At 47.2% G+C, this 21,751-nt stretch carries 17 protein-coding genes; 16 read left to right on the forward strand and 1 reads right to left on the reverse strand.

Translation table 11 applies throughout. The features are described 5' to 3' along the window. Positions 1 to 146 precede the first annotated feature (146 nt). From GK047_RS02260 to nagZ, 12 genes are all read left to right on the forward strand, one after another. Complete coding sequence (locus GK047_RS02260; protein WP_163940664.1) at positions 147 to 1,541, forward strand: cytochrome ubiquinol oxidase subunit I; 1,395 nt, start codon at positions 147 to 149, stop codon at positions 1,539 to 1,541. A gap of 44 nt (positions 1,542 to 1,585) precedes the next feature. Continuing rightward, positions 1,586 to 2,596: a cytochrome d ubiquinol oxidase subunit II gene (gene cydB, locus GK047_RS02265; protein ID WP_163940666.1), complete on the forward strand. Its 1,011-nt coding sequence runs from the start codon at positions 1,586 to 1,588 to the stop codon at positions 2,594 to 2,596. 1 nt (position 2,597) lies between these two features. Then, a complete protein-coding gene (gene cydD, locus GK047_RS02270) occupies positions 2,598 to 6,263 on the forward strand; it encodes a thiol reductant ABC exporter subunit CydD (RefSeq protein WP_163940668.1) in 3,666 nt (1,221 codons plus the stop codon). 24 nt (positions 6,264 to 6,287) lie between these two features. Further along, positions 6,288 to 6,440: a hypothetical protein gene (locus GK047_RS02275; RefSeq protein WP_163940670.1), complete on the forward strand. Its 153-nt coding sequence runs from the start codon at positions 6,288 to 6,290 to the stop codon at positions 6,438 to 6,440. Between the two features lie 88 nt (positions 6,441 to 6,528). Then, complete coding sequence (locus tag GK047_RS02280; RefSeq protein WP_163943557.1) at positions 6,529 to 7,050, forward strand: DoxX family membrane protein; 522 nt, start codon at positions 6,529 to 6,531, stop codon at positions 7,048 to 7,050. Between the two features lie 133 nt (positions 7,051 to 7,183). After that, on the forward strand, positions 7,184 to 7,777 hold the full coding sequence (mobA, locus tag GK047_RS02285) for a molybdenum cofactor guanylyltransferase (RefSeq protein WP_163940672.1): 594 nt from the start codon (positions 7,184 to 7,186) through the stop codon (positions 7,775 to 7,777). 98 nt (positions 7,778 to 7,875) lie between these two features. After that, positions 7,876 to 10,485, forward strand: a complete 2,610-nt coding sequence (adhE, locus tag GK047_RS02290; protein ID WP_163940674.1) for a bifunctional acetaldehyde-CoA/alcohol dehydrogenase — start codon at positions 7,876 to 7,878, stop codon at positions 10,483 to 10,485. 68 nt (positions 10,486 to 10,553) lie between these two features. Further along, a complete protein-coding gene (pflB, locus tag GK047_RS02295) occupies positions 10,554 to 12,824 on the forward strand; it encodes a formate C-acetyltransferase (protein WP_163940676.1) in 2,271 nt (756 codons plus the stop codon). Between the two features lie 27 nt (positions 12,825 to 12,851). Beyond that, positions 12,852 to 13,604: a pyruvate formate-lyase-activating protein gene (gene pflA, locus GK047_RS02300; protein ID WP_163940679.1), complete on the forward strand. Its 753-nt coding sequence runs from the start codon at positions 12,852 to 12,854 to the stop codon at positions 13,602 to 13,604. Between the two features lie 419 nt (positions 13,605 to 14,023). After that, positions 14,024 to 15,079 (forward strand): hypothetical protein, encoded by a 1,056-nt coding sequence (locus GK047_RS02305; protein WP_163940681.1) that lies wholly within the window; start codon positions 14,024 to 14,026, stop codon positions 15,077 to 15,079. A gap of 20 nt (positions 15,080 to 15,099) precedes the next feature. Further along, a complete protein-coding gene (locus GK047_RS02310; RefSeq protein WP_240343739.1) occupies positions 15,100 to 16,116 on the forward strand; it encodes a zinc-dependent alcohol dehydrogenase in 1,017 nt (338 codons plus the stop codon). Positions 16,117 to 16,135: 19 nt separating this feature from the next. After that, the gene (gene nagZ, locus GK047_RS02315; RefSeq protein WP_163940686.1) at positions 16,136 to 17,734 is read left to right on the forward strand and encodes a beta-N-acetylhexosaminidase; all 1,599 of its coding nucleotides are present in this window, start codon (positions 16,136 to 16,138) and stop codon (positions 17,732 to 17,734) included. A 41-nt stretch (positions 17,735 to 17,775) separates the two neighbouring features. On the opposite strand, the gene GK047_RS02320 is transcribed toward nagZ, so the two are convergent. Next, positions 17,776 to 18,489 carry a Crp/Fnr family transcriptional regulator gene (locus tag GK047_RS02320; protein ID WP_205516219.1) on the reverse strand — a complete coding sequence of 238 codons (714 nt, stop codon included), beginning with the start codon at positions 18,487 to 18,489 and terminating at the stop codon, positions 17,776 to 17,778. Positions 18,490 to 18,707: 218 nt separating this feature from the next. On the opposite strand from GK047_RS02320, the gene GK047_RS02325 reads away from it, so the two are divergent. The 4 genes from GK047_RS02325 (at position 18,708) to GK047_RS02340 (ending at position 21,749) form a co-directional block, all read left to right on the forward strand. Next, on the forward strand, positions 18,708 to 19,163 hold the full coding sequence (locus tag GK047_RS02325; RefSeq protein WP_163940690.1) for a GAF domain-containing protein: 456 nt from the start codon (positions 18,708 to 18,710) through the stop codon (positions 19,161 to 19,163). 66 nt (positions 19,164 to 19,229) lie between these two features. Continuing rightward, a complete protein-coding gene (locus tag GK047_RS02330) occupies positions 19,230 to 19,883 on the forward strand; it encodes a response regulator (protein WP_163940692.1) in 654 nt (217 codons plus the stop codon). Further along, on the forward strand, positions 19,876 to 20,910 hold the full coding sequence (locus GK047_RS02335; protein WP_163940694.1) for a PAS domain-containing sensor histidine kinase: 1,035 nt from the start codon (positions 19,876 to 19,878) through the stop codon (positions 20,908 to 20,910). Before GK047_RS02330 ends, GK047_RS02335 begins: the two co-directional genes overlap by 8 nt. 68 nt (positions 20,911 to 20,978) lie before the next feature. After that, positions 20,979 to 21,749, forward strand: a complete 771-nt coding sequence (locus GK047_RS02340) for a formate/nitrite transporter family protein (RefSeq protein WP_163940696.1) — start codon at positions 20,979 to 20,981, stop codon at positions 21,747 to 21,749. The last annotated feature ends 2 nt before the right edge of the window (positions 21,750 to 21,751 follow it).

Here is a 21,751-nt window from a genome sequence, read left to right on the forward strand (position 1 = left end):
AAGTTTTTATAGTTCATGAGCGACCGCGAAGGTCGCTTTTTTTTGCCTAATTTTGTTCAAAAATATGATCGCGATTGTGATATTCATCACATGCAAAGCACGCTTTGCGATTTATACTTATAACGAAAAGAAGGGAGGCGCTAATTTTGGAAGCATTAGACCTAAGTCGGTGGCAGTTCGGAATAACAACAGTTTACCATTTTTTAATCGTACCTCTATCTATTGGTCTTGCGTATCTGATTGCTTGTATGCAAACGATGTATGTGGTCAAAAAGGACGACAAGTACAAAACAATGGCACAATTTTGGGGTAAATTGTTTCTCCTTAATTTTGCAGTAGGCGTCGTGACAGGGATTATGCAAGAGTTTCAGTTCGGAATGAACTGGGCAGATTATTCTCGGTTTGTTGGAGCCATCTTTGGCGGGCCTCTTGCCGTAGAGGCTTTAGTTACTTTTTTCTTAGAATCAACATTCCTAGGCTTATGGATTTTCGGTTGGGATCGGCTGTCGAAAAAGGTGCATTTGGCATGCATATGGATTGTAGCGATTGCAGCCACTTTATCTGCATTTTGGATTCTGAGCGCAAACTCCTTTATGCAGGAGCCTGTCGGCTACGCTATTCGGAATGGACGTGCGGAGATGACGAATTTCTTCGCGCTGATCGGCAACAAACAGCTATGGGTAGAATTCCCGCATGTCATTTTTGGGGCTCTTGCCACTGGAGCGTTGTTCGTGACAGGCGTCAGCGCCTATCAAATCCTACGCAAACACAGGGTGGATATATTTAAAGCCTCTTTTACAATAGGGATCGTGTTTGCGCTCGTGGCAAGCTTTATGACAGCTGTAGCTGGACATGGGCAAGCCCAGCATTTGATGAAATCTCAGCCGATGAAGATGGCTGCATCAGAAGCACTTTGGAATACAACGGGGGATAGCGCCCCTTGGACCGTATTTGCTCGAATCGATGTCAAGAAGCAGGAAAACAAGTCTCAATTAGAAATTCCCTATGCATTAAGCATTCTTTCGTATAACAAACTTACTGGCAGTGTGCCTGGTATGAATCAACTGCAGGCCGAGTACGAGGTGAAATACGGTCCTGGCAACTATATTCCGCCAGTGAAGACGACCTTCTGGAGCTTCCGCATCATGGTAGCGGCTGGCGTACTCATGATTCTGCTTAGTCTGGTCGGAACCTACGCCGCTTTGCGCAATCGCTTAGAAGGGTACCGTCGTTATTTGAAATGGATGATACCCGCCATTAGTCTTCCTTATATCGCGAACTCAGCGGGCTGGATCATGACAGAGGTGGGAAGGCAGCCTTGGACTGTATTCGGTTTGCATAAGACAGAAGACGGGGTGTCGCCTCTTGTTTCCACTTCCATGGTAGCGACCTCGTTAATCGGTTTTGTGCTTGTTTATGGCATTTTGGCAATCGTGTTTGTGTACCTTGTCGTCCATTTCGTACGCAAGGGAGTCGAAGAGGAAGGCCACGGTCTTCATGCTCAGGACGAACGTGAGGGAAGCATGGCAACCCTGCTGTAAGACAGGGAGCTGATGAATAATAAGAAAGTGAGGGGAAATCACCTATGCTTGAAACCTTATGGTTTGTACTGATCGCGGTGCTGTTTGTCGGCTTTTTCTTTCTGGAAGGATTTGATTTCGGCGTGGGCATGCTGACGCCGTTCCTTGGCAAGACGGATAGGGAAAGACGTGTTCTTATCAATGCCATTGGCCCCGTCTGGGATGGCAACGAAGTGTGGTTCATTACAGCGGGCGGCGCGATGTTTGCCGCATTTCCAGGTTGGTACGCAACCTTATTCAGTGGATTTTACATGGCTTTGTTTCTCATGCTCATTGCCCTAATTGGAAGAGGGGTTGCGTTTGAGTTTCGCAGCAAATTACCGAATCCGAAGTGGCGTCAAACGTGGGATTGGATCATCTTTTTCGGCAGCTTGCTGCCTCCGTTGCTATGGGGCGTCGCGCTAGCGAATTTGATGAAGGGGGTACCGATCGATGCGAATACGAATTACGTTGGCTCGTTTTGGGATTTGATTTCACCCTTCTCGGTTACGGCTGGGATTAGCATCGTACTCTTGTTTTTACTGCATGGTGCGCTCTATCTTTCGCTCAAAACAGAAGGGGAGCTCCGTGAACGAGCTCGCCAAGCTGCCAAACGTTTTGGGGCGTGGACAAGCGCAGTGCTTCTGCTCTTTGTTCTGCTGTGCTACTTCCAGACAGACATGTTTACCCGTGACGGTATTATGCCGGGAATGGTTCCGCTTATGGCGGGGATGGCCTTATTGTCTGTCCACTTCTTCCTCAAGGCAGGTCGTGACGGTTGGGGGTTCATTATGACGGGCTTAACGATCACGCTGTCCACCATTACGGTGTTCATGTCGCTGTTTCCAAGAGTGATGATCTCTTCACTGAATCCTGAATGGACACTTACGATATATAACACGGCTTCTAATACGTATACGCTTAAAGTGATGACGATTATCGCCCTAACGACAGTTCCTCTGGTTATCGCTTATCAGGCATGGACGTACTGGGTATTCCGCAAACGGGTCAGTGTGAAAGACCACCTGGAATACTAGCATGATGAAGAAGCTATTATTGAAAGTGCCCGGGACGCTTAAATTATTTGCTGTTTGTATTGTGCTTGGCCTAGCAGGAGGCGGGCTCATTATCGTAGAGGCCTCCTACTTGGCTCAGATTGTCAATGGGGCATTTATGAAAGGGCTCGGGCTTGCTGCTCTGTTTCCAGTGTTGGTTGTGCTTCTCGGTTGGATTGGCTTGAGAGCGGTAGTTCAAACGGCGAGTGACTATGTGTCATCCCGTATGGCGCTGCGCATTAAGAGCGATCTTCGTATAAGGCTGTTGCAAAAAATCGCCGACTTAGGACCGAACTACGCCAAAGGCGAGCGCAGCGGAGAACTGATAAGCACCGTGTATGAAGGCGTTGAACAATTGGAAACGTATTTGGCCCGCTATTTGCCGCAGATGGCCTTGTCCATGCTCATTCCTGCCGCAGTCTTTTGTTTTGTCGCAGGCTTGGATTGGCTGTCTGCGCTCGTGCTGGCGATTACCTTCCCACTGCTCATTATATTTATGATTCTCGTCGGAATGGCCGCCAAATCGAAAGCGCAAAAGCAGTTTAAAACGCTCGGCCGACTGGGCGGTCACTTTCTAGATGTTCTGCGTGGATTACCGACACTGCAAATTTTTAATCGCAGCCGTGCACAAATTGAAATTATTTCCCGGATCAGCGAAGAATACCGTAAAACGACCATGGGCACATTGCGACTGGCTTTTTTATCGGCGTTTGTTATGGAGCTGTTTGCAACCCTTAGTACAGCAATTGTTGCTGTATTTCTGGGTTTGCGCTTGATTGCGGGAGAAATCGGATTTGAGCATGCTTTCTTAGTGCTTCTTTTGACACCCGAGTTTTATGTGCCCGTGCGAGCGCTAGGGACTCAGTTTCATGCGAGCACGAATGGGATGGCTGCCGCTGCGCGCATCCTCGATATTTTGGAGACAGAATCCCCAGGTTGGATGGAGCGGGAAGGCAGTCCACACCCGGTTACGAGTCCCAAGGGTTACAAAATTGAATTTCAAGCGATTGGTCTCACCTATCCTGGTGAAAATAGGGCGGCGATTTCAAATCTGACGCTGACGCTTGAACCTGGAGAGCGAGTAGCCGTGATTGGGCCATCGGGCTCCGGTAAGAGTTCGCTTCTTGACGTGCTTCAAGGGTTCATTCGGCCAACAGAAGGGCGAATTCTAATCGACGGTATGGAGCTGTCAGAGCTATCAATGACGTGGTGGCGCGAACAACTTTCCATCGTAAGTCAAAATCCAAGGCTTTACCATGGTACATTGAAAGATAATTTGACCATGGGCTGTCAAGACGTCGTTGAAACCGATATGACTGTCTCGCTTCTAGCTTCTGGCGTCGATTTCATTGATAGGCTTCCTCAGGGCATTGAAACGATGATGGGCGAGTCCGTTCGTCTTTCGGGCGGTCAAGTGCAGCGCATCGCGATTGCTCGCGCGTTGCTGAAGCAAGCTCCGATTCTGCTGCTCGACGAGCCCACCTCGGGCTTGGATCTCATTCATGAAGCTGTCGTAAGAAAGGGGCTGAATGAGCAATTGAAGGACCGGATGTCGATAACGGTTGCGCATCGTCTGGAAACGGTGCAAAACGCGGATCGCATCATTGTCATGGAGAGCGGGCGAATTGCTGAAATCGGGACGCCAGCTGAGCTATTGGCCGCTGGTGGCCTATATGCTCGCATGATGGAAGCTAACAGCAGGGGGGAAATGGAAGAAGATCAAAACCATTTCGAAGTTCATCTATCTACAGCAGGCGAGGCCGCAGAAGTGGTTAGCCAGCCTGATTCTGGCCAGGCATCAAGGGGAAAAGAGGATACAAGCATTCGCAGGGGGACATTCCTGCGCATGCTTGAGTTCGTTCGTCCGTATAAAGGACGGACCGCTTTGGCTGTACTTCTAGGTTGTCTGACGATTGCGGCTAATGTGGGACTGATGGGAACCTCCGGCTACCTCATTGCTCAAGCGGCGCTTCGTCCCGAATCGGTTCTATTGCTTTGGATTCCCATCGTAGGTGTTCGATTTTTCGGCTTATCAAGAGGCGTGTTTCGCTACTTAGAACGACTCGTTTCTCATGATCTTACCTTCCGAATTTTACATCGGATACGTGTTTGGCTTTACGAGCGATTGGAACCAAATGGCGTGAAGCTGTTAGAAAAAGGGCGAAGCGGAGAACTGCTTCATGCGGTCATTGGCGATGTGGAACAATTGCAAAATGTATATTTGCGCGTTCTTGCGCCTCCGCTTGTTGCCTTGCTTACCGGACTTCTGGGTTGTATCGTGATGGCTGTCCATCATGTTGAACTAGCGATCCTCCTTGCTTGCATGCTGTTGTTTGCCGGAGTGGGCATTCCTTGGTTCAGCGCCAGATCCGCAAAATCACATGGGGAGGCCATCATGCAAGCGAGAGGCAGGATGTATGCCGAAACAGCGGACCTCATCGCAGGTGTCAAAGATTTGACGGTGTTCGGTAGCGCTAATAACCGCGTGCTTCAAATTGATGAGATACAGACTCGTTCGAATGTGTACCAAACGAATCAACTTAAGGTGGCTGCCTATGCAAGCGGGGGTATGCTCGGAGCTGCTCATTTGTCCATGTGGTTAATCCTTGCAGCTTCGGTCTATTTGGCCAGCAGAGGGCAGATAGAGGGTGTTGCGATTCCAGCGCTAGCTATGATTACGTTAGCTTGCTTTGAAGCCGTTACGCCGCTGCCGGCTGCGCTGCAGAATATGGGTCTTACACTCTCATCGGCCAATAGGCTGTTTCAAATAGCAGATGAGAGCCAGATTGTGGAGGATATGACCAAGAGAACCGAGCAAATTCCCCTGGAGCCAGCAGCAAGTGAATGGAACGATTGTTTACCTGACGATTGGTCGACCTCTATACATGGACTCTCGTTCCGGTACGGCCCAGAGGAGCCTTATGCGATTCGTGACCTATCCATGACATTGAAGCGAGGAACGATGACCGCTATTGTCGGCGAGAGCGGGGCGGGTAAAAGCACGCTGCTGCACCTGCTCTTGAAGCTGCGTACGTATACGGAAGGCTCTATTAGGATGAACGGGCGGGAGCTTCGCGATCTGCCAGCGTCGCTTGTACGTTCGGAATTTGCCGTTGTCTCCCAGAACGCTCATTTATTTAACGCGTCTGTGAATGCGAATTTGAGGCTCAGCTGTCCAGATGCGACAGAGGATGAGCTGCGAGAAGCTGCTCGCTTGGCACAAATCGACGGAACCATTGATCAGTTCCCTCATGGATACGAGACCGTCATTGGCGAGTGGGGGAGCTTGTTGTCCGGTGGTGAGCGGCAGCGCCTAGCCTTGGCTCGTGCGCTGCTGCGTAAAAGTCCCGCCGTTCTGTTCGATGAACCGTCAACAGGGTTAGACGCATTGACGGAAATGGCGATTAGGAGCAATTTGGATACGCTGCTGAAAGATAAAGCTGTGCTGTGGATCACGCACAAGCTAGCAGGCTTGGAACGCATGAACGAGATTATCGTTATGCACGATGGTTGCGTCCAAGAACGAGGGACGCACTTTGAACTGCTCCGTCGTAGAGGCTACTACTACCGTCTTTGGCAGCTTGAGAAGGAGACAGACTGGCAGCATACACCTAAGAGTGAGCCTAATACGGTTCATGCCTCGGCATGAAAGAGCGAATGAGGAGGAATGAGCATGATTACGTGTGAGCAATGCGGTAAGACGAACGGTCATGGAGTAATTGGGACCAACTGGGTCTGTGGAGATTGTAAAATGGGTGAAGGTGAGTCGCGCGAGCTCGAACTGAACGTCGACGATGGAATAACGGTAGATAAGAAGTCAGAATGAATAACTTTTAAGCTGTGATTTTTTTCACATCTTATCCAGTGCTCATCAACTATACTAATCTCATCAACGAGAGGAGATGGTTAAAGTGATGAAATGGCTAAGAGAAAATAAAGTGGCTGCGGTCCTGTTGACGCTAATTAGATTGTATGTAGGGTATGAATGGATCGTAGCAGGGTGGCACAAAATTTCGGGTGCTAAGGCTTTTGATGCTTCGGGTTATTTGAAGGGAGCCATAGCGAAGCCTGTTCTGGAATCGGGCACTACGGATATGGTGTACGCGAACTATGTTGCTTTTTTGAAAAACGTCGCCTTACCGCATGTGGGAATATTTAATGTCATTGTGCCGTGGGGCGAATTATTAGTAGGTTTGGGTTTGTTGCTAGGTGGTCTAACAACAGCCGCGATATTCTTTGGTTTAATGATGAACTTCATGTACATGTTCGCAGGTACTGTAAGCTCGAACCCTTGGCTGGTACTGCTTGGATTTGTGATCCTTGCGGCTGGCGCGAATGCAGGGAAATTCGGCATGGATTATTGGGTCCTCCCTATTGTGCGCAAAGGGTTCGATAAATTCAGAAATTACTTTCAGCTGAAGCTTAAATGGAGATGACACAGACACCTTAACCTTACATGCTAGCTATCATCCCCGAATGGTTGACAGTGGATAACGTATTCACTTTGCTGCCAGATGGGGATTTTTTACCTATTTGTAACATGAAGTTTGAATGTAAGGAGTGATAAAGATGCTGACTGGCGTTGTGTTAGCAGGCGGCGCGAATCGCCGAATGAAAGGGGAGCTCAAAGCGCTTCTGCCAATCGAGGGGCAGCCGCTCATTCTTCGGCAGCTTGAACGTATGCGACCTTTATGCAAGGAGTTTATCGTCGTGACGAACGACCCTAAGCCGTATTTGCCTATTCTTGATCGTTCCATCCGGATTATTACAGACTATTTCCCCTCTCAGGGCCCACTTGGAGGGATGCATGCCGCGTTATCGCTAGCTAAATATCCGTCGGTATGGCTGGTTGGCTGTGATATGCCTTTTATTTCTTACCAGGCCGCTTCGCACATGCTGAACCGCAAGAAAGACGGCTTTGATGCCGTTGTTCCATTGATTAAAGGGGGGCTTTATCCCTTACATGGTATTTACGACCGGTCGTGTAAGGCGCCTATCGTTACGCTTTTGCAGAAAGGAGAAACAAGCATTTCATCCCTGCTGCATCATATTTTATGGAGGGAATTTACAGATAGAAGCTTCCAGGAAAACGGCGTGGAAATGAATTTCATTACAAGCATCAAAACAATGGATGATTATGAAAGTATTCAAAGCTTGCTGTGATTTAAATCATAGCTGCCATCGGCTGAAAACAGTACGCTGAAAGTAGAAAACAGAAACAAAGAGCTACTCGATTACACAAACTGAGGAGTGGAGCGAACATGGCGGTAAAAGAAACGAAAGCTAACGTTCAAATTTCGGCTTACGAGGAAGTTAACGAGTTAGTCCTGCGTGCTAAGCGAGCACAGCAAGCTTATCTGGAACTGGATCAGATTCAAGTGGATACCATTGTACAAATGATGGCACTAGCGGGAGTCGATAAACATATGGGCCTCGCTAAGCTAGCGGTCGAAGAGACAGGTCGCGGGGTTTACGAGGACAAAATCACGAAAAATCTGTTTGCCACCGAATACATTTATCACAGTATTAAAAATAACAAAACCGTAGGCGTAATTGAAGAAAATGTGTATGAAAGCTATCGCATGGTCGCAGAACCCGTGGGGATCATTGCCGGTGTGACGCCAGTCACCAACCCGACATCCACTACGATGTTCAAAGCGCTTATTGCTGTGAAAACACGCAATCCGATTATTTTTGCCTTTCATCCGTCAGCACAAAACTCCAGTTCAGCCGCTGCGGCTACCTTGCTGGAAGCAGCGGTCAAAGCAGGAGCTCCTGAGCACTGCATCCAATGGGTAAAGCATCCATCCGTGGAAGCGACGCAGCTGCTCATGAATCACCCTGATGTAGCCCTTGTACTGGCAACAGGCGGTTCTTCGATGGTAAAGGCAGCCTACAGCACTGGAAAACCAGCGCTTGGCGTAGGGCCTGGCAATGTGCCTTGCTTGATTGAGAAAACAGCGAATTTACCGCAGGCTGTTAATGATTTGATTTTATCGAAAACATTCGACAATGGCATGATTTGCGCTTCTGAACAAGCGGTGATCATTGAGGAGGCCATTTACGCGGAAACCAAAAAATTAATGACTGATCAAGGCTGTTACTTTCTCAATAAAGAGGAAACGGACGCAGTATCCAAATTGGTCATTAATTCGGAAAAATGCGCCGTTAATGCGGTGATTGTCGGCCAATCAGCTGTGAAAATCGCAGAAATGGCTGGCATTAAAGTTCCCGCTGCCACCAAAATATTGATCGCTGAGCTGCATGGCGTCGGAGAATCCTATCCCTTATCAGCTGAAAAGCTGAGTCCGGTTCTGGCCTGCTACAAAGTGAAAACTGCCGAGCAAGGTATCGAAAGGGCGGTGGAAGTCGTGAAATTCGGCGGCATGGGCCACTCATCCGTGATTCATTCACAGAATCAGCAAGTCATTCAAGCTTTTTCAGCCAAGCTGCAAACGGGACGTGTCATCGTCAATTCACCATCTACGCATGGAGCAATCGGAGATATCTACAACACAAACCTGCCTTCCTTAACGTTGGGCTGCGGTTCATACGGTCATAACTCCACAACGTCGAATGTAAGTGCGGTAAATCTGATTAACGTGAAACGGATCGCTTACCGGACCGTGAATATGCAGTGGTTCAAGATTCCGCCGAAGATTTATTTTGAAAAGGGCGCGACGCAATATTTGGAGAAAATGCCGGACATCACTCGTGTCTTGATTGTTACCGATCCCATGATGGTAAAGCTCGGATACGTAGAACGGGTTGAATATTATTTGCGCAAACGGCAGCTGCCTGTTTATATCGAAGTGTTCTCCGATGTTGAGCCAGATCCTTCTGTCGATACGGTTGAACGCGGCCGTCAAGTCATGGCTAGCTTCCAGCCAGATTGTATCATTGCGCTGGGGGGCGGTTCCCCGATGGATGCAGCCAAAGCGATGTGGCTCTTCTACGAGTATCCGGATACGAGCTTCGATGCATTGAAGATGAAGTTCATGGACATTCGTAAACGGGTTTACAAATATCCGCGTCTAGGTCGTAAAGCCAAGTTCGTCGCCATCCCGACCACATCGGGAACAGGTTCGGAAGTAACGTCCTTTGCCGTTATTACGGACAAAGAGAAGGGCAATACGAAATATCCGCTGGCAGATTACGAGCTGACGCCGGATGTGGCGATTATTGACCCGGATTATGTGTACAGCTTGCCGAAAACGGCGGTAGCCGATACGGGTATGGATGTTCTGACGCATGCAATTGAAGCTTATGTTTCGGTCATGGCTAATGATTATACGGATGGTTTGGCGATGAAAGCTATTCAGTTGGTATTCCAACATTTAGAGAAGTCGTTCGCTACTGGCGATCCGGTTGCTAGAGAGAAAATGCATAATGCTTCGACGATAGCAGGTATGGCCTTTGCCAATGCGTTCCTTGGCATTAACCACAGCTTAGCACACAAATGGGGCGGTGAGTACCATACGGCTCACGGACGCACGAATGCTATTTTGATGCCGCATGTGATTCGTTATAATGCGCAGAAACCGACGAAATTCACATCGTTTCCGAAATATGACCACTTTGTTGCGGATGAACGGTATGCAGAGATCGCCCGTACGCTCGGTCTTCCAGCCAAAACGACGGAAGAAGGGGTAAATAGTTTGATTCAGGCGATTCGGCGATTGAATAAAACCCTTGGAATTCCAGAGAAATTCCAGGATCTCGGGTTTGATGCGCAGAAGTTCGAAGCACGTGTAGATTATTTGGCCGATCGTGCCTTTGAGGACCAGTGTACAACAGCAAACCCACGCATGCCGCTTGTAACAGAGTTAGCTGATGTTTATCGTCATGCGTTCTATGGAAAGTTTGAATAGCGAGTTGGGAACTTATTGCTTTGCAAAGCAGGCAATTATTCACGGTACTTTTTGGAGGTGCATGCACAATGGCTATTGTAGAAGCAGATAGAGACAGCTTAACGATCAAGGATCGCGTGTGGAGAAGTTTTATTGGCGGAAATTGGGAAACGCATGTCAATGTGAAGGACTTTATTGATAAGAATGTTAAGCCGTACACAGGAAACGCCTCCTTCTTGGCAGGGCCATCCCCGGCTACTGAAGAGCTTTGGCGAATCGTCAGCGAGCTGACTCGCAAGGAGCGTGAGAATGGCGGCGTTCTGGATATCGATGTGAATACCGTGTCGTCGATCATCTCTCATGGGCCAGGATATATCGCTAAGGATCAGGAGCAAATCGTTGGTCTGCAAACAGATGAACCATTTAAGCGTTCCATTCAGCCTTTTGGCGGCATTCGTATGGTCATTGATGCATGTGAAGCTTACGGATTCAAGCTTCCTGAAGAGATTGCGCGATTGTTCACCGACATTCGCAAAACGCATAACCAGGGTGTGTTCGATGCCTATACAACCGATATGAAAACAGCCCGTAAGGCAGGAATCATTACAGGACTTCCAGATGCTTATGGGCGGGGGAGGATTATCGGAGACTACAGACGAGTCAGCCTCTATGGGGTGGATCGTCTTATCCAAGAGAAGAAGGCAGATCTCTTACAGCTAGAAGTAGATGCGATCACAGAAGAGGTCATCCGTCAACGCGAGGAGCTTTCCGAGCAAATTAGGAGCTTGGGCGAGTTGAAGCAAATGGCTCGTTCGTACGGTTTTGATATTTCCCAGCCTGCTGCGAATGCCCGTGAAGCGGTACAGTGGTTGTATTTCGCTTATCTAGCTGCAATTAAGGAGCAGAATGGCGCAGCAATGAGTCTGGGACGTGTATCCAGCTTCCTCGACATTTATTTCGAACGGGATATTCGTGAAGGAGTGCTGACAGAAGAGCAGGCGCAAGAGCTTGTCGACCACTTCGTTATGAAGCTGCGGATCGTGAAATTCCTGCGGACGCCCGATTATAACGAGCTGTTCAGCGGTGACCCAACATGGGTAACGGAATCGATTGGCGGTATGGGGATGGATGGCCGAACGCGCGTCACCAAGAGCTCCTTCCGATTCCTTCATACCTTATATAACTTGGGACCAGCGCCAGAACCGAACTTGACGGTGCTTTGGTCCACTCAACTCCCCGAGGGCTTCAAAACGTATTGTGCTCAAGTTTCTGCAGAGACGAGCTCCATCCAGTACGAGAACGATGATCTGATGAGACCTTTCTACGGCGATGATTACGGTATTGCCTGTTGCGTTTCAGCCATGCGAATCGGTAAGCAAATGCAATTTTTCGGAGCTCGAGCGAATCTTGCCAAGGCTTTGCTCTATGCCATTAATGGCGGCGTGGATGAAAAGCTCGGGATTCAAGTAGGTCCGAAAACAACACCGATCACTGGGGATGTTCTGCATTACGAGGAAGTACTCGACAAATTCGATGCTGTGATGGAATGGTTGGCTAAGCTGTACATGAATACCTTAAATGTCATTCATTATATGCATGATAAATACTGCTATGAGCGGTTGGAGCTGGCGCTTCATGATCGTGAAATTGTACGTACAATGGCCTGTGGCATCGCCGGGTTATCTGTAGTAGCAGACTCGCTGAGCGCAATTAAATATGCAAAAGTACGTCCAATCCGCAACGCAAATGGGATTGCGGTCGACTTCGAGATCGAAGGCGAATACCCTCAATACGGGAATAATGATGACCGTGTTGATGTGATCGCCACGCAATTAGCGGAAGCTTTCATGAATAAGCTTCGTAAGCATAAGACGTATCGTGGTGCGATTCCGACGATGTCGGTCCTTACGATTACTTCGAATGTGGTCTACGGGAAGAAAACTGGGAGCACACCGGATGGCAGAAAAGCTGGCGAGCCATTCGCGCCGGGCGCTAACCCTATGCATGGCCGCGATCGCAAGGGGGCGCTGGCTTCCCTGGCTTCTGTATCCAAGCTGCCTTACGAGCATTGCCTCGATGGCATCTCGAATACATTCTCGATTGTACCCAAAGCACTCGGCAGGGAAGAGGAAGCTCGAATTTCTAATCTTGTTTCCTTACTTGATGGTTACATGGCAAGCGGCGGGCATCATTTGAATGTTAACGTTTTTGATCGGGCACAGTTGCTTGATGCGATGGAACATCCTGAGCAGTACCCGCAGCTCACGATTCGAGTTTCGGGTTATGCCGTGAATTTCATCAAATTAACGCGCGAGCAACAGCTTGATGTTATTCACAGAACTTTCCACGGGACGATGTAAGCTAATCTTGAAAGGAGCGCGGATTCGATGAAAGGACGCATACATTCCTTCGACACCTTCGGTACCGTTGACGGTCCGGGCATCCGCTTTGTTCTATTCATGCAGGGTTGTGCGCTGCAGTGCAAATACTGCCACAATCCTGATTCGTGGGAAATGAACGCAGGTCGACAGATGGATGTTGAAGACATAATGAAGGAAATAGAGCCTTATTTAGTCTATTACCAGCGCTCAGGCGGAGGCATAACGGTAACAGGGGGGGAGCCGACTTTACAGGCTCCCTTTCTTGCCCGCTTGTTCGCCGAGTGCAAGAAACGCTGGGGACTTCATACCGTTCTGGATACGAACGGTTTCTGTGAGCCCTCGCATGCACAGGAACTGCTTGCGGTTACGGACCTGGTCCTATTGGACTTGAAACAGGCCAATCCCGAGAAGCACCTCGCGTTAACCGCGCAGCCGAATGACCGCATCAAGCGTTTCGCTGAAACGCTCAGCGAGCAGCGTATTCCCATGTGGATTCGCCATGTATTAGTTCCAGGCTGGACAGATGACTACAACGACTTGATGGAGTTGGGTGTCTTGATCGGTTCGCTCAGCAGTGTCGAGAAGATTGAACTGCTGCCTTATCACCGGATGGGTGTATATAAGTGGAAGCAAATGCAGAAAGAATATCCGCTTGAGCAGTGTCCGACCCCGACGGATCAAGAAGTTATCAGAGCACGCAGCCTCATAGATATGGGGATTAGTAGGCAAAGGAAGGACAGGACAACAACAAAGAGTTAACTTTGGAGGGATCGTCTATGGCACTCACAGCTACCGGTTATAAGTTGGGTATGGCTGCTGCTAATCCTTTGGAATTACTTTCGGCAGTGAATCTGCTTTATATTAAATGATCATATGACGATGGAGGAACATTTGGTGTTTCCGCTCACAGATCAAGTATTCACAGAGCTTGACTATTTCTTTTCCTAACACGCTTTTCAAATGCTGGGCACATAGCCTGTAAATGAGAGGAATTTATCCCCTTTTTGTGGAAATAAAGCCTGTCCGTTTTGAAATCTTCTGTATAAGATGGGGATATCATCCAAACTTTGACGAGATATGCCTATTTTCAACAAGAGGGGATGTATCTTCAAGATGTAAGCACTGGCAGAGGGAAGAAGGAAGTTAAGAATGGAATATGCGAAGTGGAGGGAACACAGATGGATGCTTTTCAACTCCCAGTAATGAATCCGCCGATCAGAGGCTATTTAAGGTGGGCGTATCTATTGTCGATTACGTCGCGTTATGAGAAAACGCTGCCTTGGTATCACAGTAATTTCATTCAATTATCCTGTACGAAATATTTTTTGGAAGACAAGATCGAATACTTTTTTGACTTTTACAGAGGAATACCCAATGAACTGAATTATAACAATCCCTTTTTGCTGACCTGCTCCGTCAACTACGATATCTTATCTTTTCTTAAGCAGCAGGATGATATTATTTCTTTCTTTGTTAATCAAATTCGCAGCGGTTATTATTGTGTGGCGTTTCTGGATGAATCACGCATTCCGCACAGCAGTACTTATAAGAACGAAGCTGTACCATCTTTTCCACATCATGTTCTACTTTATGGATATGATGCGAATGCCAGAACGTTTCAAATCGCGATGTTTGATCAATCCTTTATTTATAGGATGCTGGAGCTTTCTTTTGATGATTTTTTCGAGGCTTATCAGTCTATGAACAATCTGATTGTTAGTAAGGAAAGAGCCGATCATCACTCTTATTTCTATAAATTTGATGACAGCAAGCACTATGAATTCGATAAAACCGTCGTAGTTTCGCAAATTAAAGATTATTTGGCTAGTGAAACCACTTGTAACCGGATTAACTATAACGCTTACGATTTGGCTTTCGGCCTTGAAGTTTATGAATATTTGAAAAAGTTTCTGTGGGCTTTGAAGGAAAACAATCCTTCACTTGCGAGTAGGCCAGTCCTTCGAACCATTCACGTATTGTTGGAACACAAAAAGTTGATGGTAGATCGTATCAAGTACATGGAAGAGATTGGCGTTATGAAGCGCGATGAGGAGCTTTTGAAAGGATTTGAAGAGCTGACTGCGAAGGTGGAAGTTATAAGGAACAACCTCATTCGCGGAATAAGAAGGCCTGGCACTGATATCATTCCTAAAGTGGTTGCGGAGGTAGATAACATCAGGGAGAAGGAAGAAGTCTTAATGACACGGCTTTTGCAGCAATTGGAAGCTAACTAATTTGAAAAAGGATGTGGCTGATGTCCCCTGCTATGGTGAGTAAATCGCTGAATTTTGTTTTTGTCGATAAAGAGAAGATGGCATTGAAAGAAGAAGAAGTGCCAGCTTTAGGACCTGATGATATTCTATGCCGCGCGATTGTATCTTTAATTAGCGCCGGTACGGAGCTTGCCTGCTTGAGAGGGGTTTTCGAGCCAGGAACCTCTTGGGAAAGTTGGGTGAAGTACCCCTTTTATCCCGGATATTCGATGACGGCGGAAGTTTTGCAAGTTGGGGAACGCGTCAAAGGTATTCAGCCTGGTGAGCGAATTATTTGTCAAGCGAGGCATATGCAATTCTTCGTTATGAATGTGAACGAAGTGACGAAGCTGCCTGAAGGGATAAGCGATGATGAAGGGGCCTTTATGCAAGTTGCCAAGATAACGCTTGTTGCTCTCAGACGCGCTGAACATCAGTTAGGCGAATATGTAGGTGTCATTGGGGCAGGCTTGTTGGGGCAATTCGTCATTCAATACGCGAAGTTGATTGGAGCTAGGAAAGTGATTGCGATAGCGCCTAGCGATGCGCGGTTACAATTAGCCAAAGAAAATGGCGCAACGGATTTGCTGTCCATGGAGGTTTCGGAAGCGCTCCCTTATATCCAGACTTTGACGGCGGGCAGGCTGCTGGATACCGTCTATGATGTCACCGGAGGCTATGAAGTTCTCTCGTATGCCACACAATTATCCAAAGAATTAGGCAAAGTAATTTTGTTAGGCGATTGCACAGAGCCTTCTAAGCAATCCATTGGGCCAACGGTTGTTTTCAATTCTGTCTCGATTCTAGGTATCCACGGAAGAATGATGGCTAATTTTAAGGGATGGACCGAACAGGATATGTCGGAAGTCATTTTCGAATATATGATGCGTAAAGAAATCAATGTGCAGAAGCTGATCACCCATCGATTCAGCCCCAAAGAAGCCGTAAGTGTTTATGATTCATTAAGAGAGAATCGGTTAAACGCAATGGGAATCATGTTTGATTGGAAGGATTTGTAGTATGATACCGCTTGTAAACATGTCACTCAGAGAGAAGATCGGGCAAATGATGATGGTCGGTTTTGAAGGCTTTACGCCTAGTGCCGAAATCATAACGCTTTTGAGGGAATATAAAGTCGGAAGTCTTGTTTATTTTTCCAAAAACATCGATACGCCAGAGCAAGTGTTTCATTTAACGAAGCAATTGCAGCAGTTGGCTAGCGAAGCAACGGGCATCCCCTTATGTATCGGCGTCGATCAAGAGGGCGGTATGGTCGTTCGCTTCAAAGAAGGCATTTCTCAGCTGCCTGCCAGTATGGCTGTAGGCGCCGCCCGCAATGCTGCCAAGTTGTATGAAGCCGCTAAAGGCACAGCAAAAGAACTAAGCTTGCTTGGCATTAATATGAATTTCGCCCCCATTGTAGATATTAATAGTAACCCGCTTAATCCGATCATCGATGTTCGCTCATTCGGGGATCGTGAGGAGATTGTCAGTGAGATGGGAATTGCAACGCTAGCCGGCTTGCAGGATGGCGGCATTTCTGCGGTGGTCAAACATTTCCCTGGTCATGGAGATACGGAAATGGATTCGCACGTTTCCTTGCCTATCATTAAGCACGATTTGGAACGCATCCGTACGGTGGAGCTAGTTCCTTTCCAAAAGTGTATAGCTGCGGGCGTAGACGCAATTATGACCGCCCATGTAGTCATTCCTGCGATCGATCCGGATAAGCTTCCCTCCACCTTGTCTGAAAAAGTAATAACGAAATGGTTAAGAGAAACATTCCAATTTGATGGTGTGATCATAAGTGATTGCATCGAAATGGGAGCCATCTCTGAGGAGTACGGAGCAGGAAATGCTGCAGTAATGGCCGTTGAAGCTGGCGTTGACATTGTGATGTCCGGCCACACGTACGAGATGCAAATCGCTGCTGTGTTAGCCCTAGAAAATGCGGTGAATAGCGGTCGATTATCGGAAGAGCGCATTAATCAATCCGTAGAACGGATTCTGCGGCTGAAGGAGGCAAGGAAGATAGGCCTTTCCCTGCTATCATGGGAGGAAATTCGTCCACAGCTCATGGATGAACAAACGTTGCGTGCAATTAAACAACTGCGAGAAGAAAGCATTACGGTCATTAGCAACGAATCATCGCTTCTACCTTTAGCAGTAAGCCAAAGCACGTATATTCTTTGGCCGACGATTGTAGCGGCGAGTCATTCAGAGAATTTGTTTACACACGAGGCATCTTTGGGTACTTACTTCACCTCGCACATGAACGCAACTATTACCGAGGAAAGCTATGAAACGAATCCGTTGACGGATTCTATTGCCCGATTCGTGGAAACGGCACAAAAGCATGAACAAATCATTGTGGGCCTTTTTGATGTCAAAAATAATCCTGGTCAAGTTGAACTCGTGAAAGCTTTAACTGCCATTTCGGACAAGGTCATCGTTGTTTCCGTTCGCAATCCAGTTGATTTTACGAAAATGCCGACATTATCCAGTATGGTTGTTTGTTATGAGCATCACCCTGTTACATTAGAAGCACTAGCTGATGTGCTATTAGGACATTTGGAGGCAAAAGGAAAACTACCTGTCACAATATCCGATGACTATGCATTCGGCTGGTCCTATTGACGAGAGCTGCTTTACCAACTTGCTTGTCAGCAGGTTACGGATTACATTCTGCAAATGTCCACTGGGCAATTCTCACAATGACAAATGTCGCGTAAATACGATAAATCATTGATGAAGAGATGACCATTTTGAATTTCTACAACGTTAGCTTTCTTCATATCGCTTAGCATACGGTTGACGCTTTCGCGCGTCGCGCCAATCATATCGGCCATTTCGGTATGATTGATTTTGTAGTCAATCATGATTTGACCATCTTGTGTTTTCCCGTAAGAATTGCTCAGTCGGATGAGCAGGGAGCAAAGTGCGCCAGGCTTGCCAAACATCATCAAATCGCGCAGCTTGGTCTCTGTCATCCGATGCATGAGCCCCATCCACTTCATAAATTCGATCGCCAGATCACCGTGCTGCCATAATAAAACTTCGAGATCTTTCCTCAGCATGACGCCAATCTCACTATCTTCTGTTACTTCCGCGCTTACACTGTGAACGGAATCATGAAAGGGGTCCACTTGACCGAACAAGTCTCCTGTTTGGTACAAATGGAGGATAAAGTTTTTACCGGTTTCCGAAAGCTTCGTACTGCGGACGCCACCTTTTTGCACGAAGTATAATTTGTCGGCCGCATCCCCTTCCCAAAAGAGAAAGTCCCCTTTATTCACTTGTTTAGCATACATAATACTTTGCAAACGATTGAAATTTTCAGCCGAAAAATAATTCGCAATCCCCTTACTGTCTGTGGTCATAACAGCTATCATACACATTCAGCCTCCATTCATTTCCTGTTACCTCTATCATAATTGGTTTTCATGCATTTGGTTATCGGGAGTTCCTCTGATTTATTGCTGCCATTAACCCTATGTAAACCCTGAGAAGGAATTCAGGGTTTTCCCTTACTTACAAAGGGCAAAGAAAAGATTACAATGGTAGTTAACAAACGATGCCAAGGTGTTCATGCGAAACGGAGGTGATCAGCATGACAGATGCAGGTAAGGAATTGAAAGAGGAGCTAGAGCGACTTCGCGGCTTGACATCTAGCGATTTTATTGCGCTTGCTCCGTTTCACGAGCAGGATCAGCGCTTCCGTTGGACATATGTAACTGGCAATCGGAATGACCGTAACCAACACATGACGATCAAAGTCGGGCAAGGCTTGTCGGGCTCGGTACTGCGCTTTGGAAGATGGGTGAAGGTAGATGATACGAATCCTGACGCTGAGCGAGCGCGACTGGAATGTCCACTCATGCTTGCAGAGCATCTTAGAGCAGCTGCGGCTTTCCCTATTTACGTAGAAACTGTGGTAAAAGGTATTCTTTATATCGGTAAACGCTCCCATACCACGTTCCAACAAGAAGAAGTCGAGGAGATAACAGCAGCTATATCGAAATTGGCTGTAGGTTTGGCGAAGCGAATCCATGAACATGTGAAATGAATGCCGTGATGGGGATTCATTTTTTTGTTATGATGAGAGCAGTAGGTTGAAGTAGGGAGGAAAGATATGATTAAGGTACTCGTTGTCGATGACCATGCGGTTGTTAGATCGGGTCTTATGATGCTGCTTAATGGGAAGCATCAGATTGAGGTTGTTGGTGAAGCAGCGGATGGAAGAGAAGGCATAGACGCAGCGATGCGGCTAAAGCCTGATGTCGTATTAATGGATATCAATATGCCTCAAGGGATGGATGGGCTCACAGCAACAGACGAGCTTAAGCGGCAAATGCCTGATTTAGCTATTCTGATCTTGACCATGCACGATGACGATGAATATTTGTTTCGAGCCATTCATGCAGGAGCTTCTGGATATATTTTGAAAAGCGCCCCGCATGAAGAATTGCTGACAGCCATTCAATGCGTAGCCTTGGGAAATGCATATCTTTACCCAACAGCAACAAAGAGATTGATGAATGAATATTTGGAAAAGCTTAAGCATGGAGAACATACGGGAACTTATGAATCTCTGACTGAACGAGAACGAGAAATCTTGGCGCTCATCGCTAAGGGCTTTTCCAATAAAGAAATTGCCGAGCAGTTGATCATTAGTGTGAAGACGGTAGAAACACATAAAAGCAATGTGATGGAGAAGCTGGGTTTGCGAACAAGGCCTGAACTAGTGAAATATGCAGCTAAGAAAGGATTGTTGAACTTTGAATAAGGATAGTTCCATTGCCAGCGGTGAAGCTCTTAAGCAATCCCTTAAACAATTATCTGATGTCAAGTTCGCTCTGGATGAATCTTCAATCGTAGCAGCGACTGACCCTAATGGTAAAATCGTGTACGTTAACGATAAGTTTTGTGAAATATCTCAGTATGAGCGAGCTGAGCTAATCGGACAGGATCATCGGATTATTAACTCAGGCTTCCATGGAAAAGCTTTCATGAAGGAGCTGTGGCAGACGATCTCCTCTGGTAAGGTGTGGCATGGGGATATCAAAAACAAGGCCAAAGATGGCACCTACTATTGGGTACATACGACTATCGTACCATTTATAGACGAAACGGGCGCCCCCTATCAATACATGGCGATTCGAAACGAGGTAACACGGTTAAAAAGAGTGGAAGAGGAACTACAGTTAATGATGGCGCAAGTGATGCAAATCCAAGAAGAGGAGCGGAGCAAGTTCTCTCGTGAGCTTCACGATGGGATCGGGCAAAGCTTGTTTTCTTTATTAATTCAAATGGATCGTTTAATGGGTGAAGAGATGAACCCTGAGATGATGAAGCTTAGACAGAGCGTTTCGTCTATCATTGAAGAGGTTCGCGGCCTGGCTTGGCAAATTCGCCCATCCGTTTTGGATGATCTTGGTGTTGTGCCAGCGATTCGCACGTATATTGAAAATTATGCGCAGCATTACGGGATACGCGTGCAATTGGATAATAATTTGCGCAAACGGCTGGATACGTTGGTGGAAACGACCATTTATCGCGTCATTCAAGAAGCGCTAAAAAATATTGCTAAATATGCCGACGTCTCCGAGGCGAGAGTGTACGTTCATGAAGCTGAATCCGAGGTGGAAGTGATTATCGAGGATCAGGGAAAAGGCTTCGTCAGAAACAGGAACGTCAAAGGGGTTGGGCTGTTCAGTATGGAGGAAAGGGCGAAAAGTGTCGGGGGGCATTTAGTTATACGCTCAGAGCTTGGAAGAGGGACTACGGTTTCATTAACGGTACCTAAACAGTGATTCTTCTCACAGCCTCTCTGGTGATGACTACCTATACTGAAGAAAAGGGGTTGTGAGGAGGAAGCCGTATGGGGTTCGTGAAACCAAACATAATTTGGGAGCGCGCGGTGGAAGCAGGCTTGCATAAAATAAAGTTGAGCTTAACGAGTCAGCTAACATTAGGTTTTCTAGGTGGCGCCTATATTTCAATCGGCTTTTTGTTATATGTCCGAGTGAGCGCGAGTTTTCCAGCAGCGTGGAGTGAAATAGGCGGTTGGATGGGCGCTTTATTTTTCCCCCTCGGCCTTATTCTAACGTTACTTGCCGGAGGAGAGCTGCTGACCGGAAATATGATGGCCGTACCAGCGGCTTACTTTTGCCGCAAAATCCCACTGCGTGCGCTTCTGCAAAATTGGCTTGTTATCACAATCGGCAACTTCATAGGCGCCTTGTGTGTTGCTTATGCCTTTGGGCATTTGCTTGGTTTAACTGAACATGGCATCTACGCAGACAAGGTGATTAAACTTGTTCATGCCAAGCTTGATGAGCCCTTCATTTTGGCGCTTGTCTCAGGCATAGGCTGCAATTGGTTAGTTTCATTGGCTGTATGGTTATCCTACGGAGCAGAGGATGGAATTGGTAAAATAGCGGGCATATGGCTTCCTACAATGGCCTTCGTGGCCTTAGGCTTTCAGCACGTTGTGGCAAATATGTTTATCATTCCAGCGGCCATATTTGCAGGGAGATTTACCTGGATGGATTATTTGTATAATTTCATCCCGGTTTATATTGGAAATGCGCTAGGCGGCGCGATTTTCGTTGCTGGAGTTTACGGGCTCGTTTACCAGCGTAAGGGGTAGCC

This window comes from Paenibacillus sp. SYP-B3998 (genome assembly GCF_010820665.1).
Classification (GTDB): Bacteria; Bacillota; Bacilli; order Paenibacillales; family NBRC-103111; genus Paenibacillus_E.

Coding starts and splice junctions, on each gene's coding strand:
- cydB (WP_163940666.1), top strand. CDS start 1,586: ATGCTTGAAACCTTATGGTTTGTACTGATCGCGGTGCTGTTTGTCGGC.
- cydD (WP_163940668.1), top strand. CDS start 2,598: ATGATGAAGAAGCTATTATTGAAAGTGCCCGGGACGCTTAAATTATTT.
- GK047_RS02275 (WP_163940670.1), top strand. CDS start 6,288: ATGATTACGTGTGAGCAATGCGGTAAGACGAACGGTCATGGAGTAATT.
- GK047_RS02280 (WP_163943557.1), top strand. CDS start 6,529: ATGAAATGGCTAAGAGAAAATAAAGTGGCTGCGGTCCTGTTGACGCTA.
- mobA (WP_163940672.1), top strand. CDS start 7,184: ATGCTGACTGGCGTTGTGTTAGCAGGCGGCGCGAATCGCCGAATGAAA.
- adhE (WP_163940674.1), top strand. CDS start 7,876: ATGGCGGTAAAAGAAACGAAAGCTAACGTTCAAATTTCGGCTTACGAG.
- pflB (WP_163940676.1), top strand. CDS start 10,554: ATGGCTATTGTAGAAGCAGATAGAGACAGCTTAACGATCAAGGATCGC.
- pflA (WP_163940679.1), top strand. CDS start 12,852: ATGAAAGGACGCATACATTCCTTCGACACCTTCGGTACCGTTGACGGT.
- GK047_RS02305 (WP_163940681.1), top strand. CDS start 14,024: ATGGATGCTTTTCAACTCCCAGTAATGAATCCGCCGATCAGAGGCTAT.
- GK047_RS02310 (WP_240343739.1), top strand. CDS start 15,100: ATGTCCCCTGCTATGGTGAGTAAATCGCTGAATTTTGTTTTTGTCGAT.
- nagZ (WP_163940686.1), top strand. CDS start 16,136: ATGTCACTCAGAGAGAAGATCGGGCAAATGATGATGGTCGGTTTTGAA.
- GK047_RS02320 (WP_205516219.1), bottom strand. CDS start 18,489: ATGATAGCTGTTATGACCACAGACAGTAAGGGGATTGCGAATTATTTT.
- GK047_RS02325 (WP_163940690.1), top strand. CDS start 18,708: ATGACAGATGCAGGTAAGGAATTGAAAGAGGAGCTAGAGCGACTTCGC.
- GK047_RS02330 (WP_163940692.1), top strand. CDS start 19,230: ATGATTAAGGTACTCGTTGTCGATGACCATGCGGTTGTTAGATCGGGT.
- GK047_RS02340 (WP_163940696.1), top strand. CDS start 20,979: ATGGGGTTCGTGAAACCAAACATAATTTGGGAGCGCGCGGTGGAAGCA.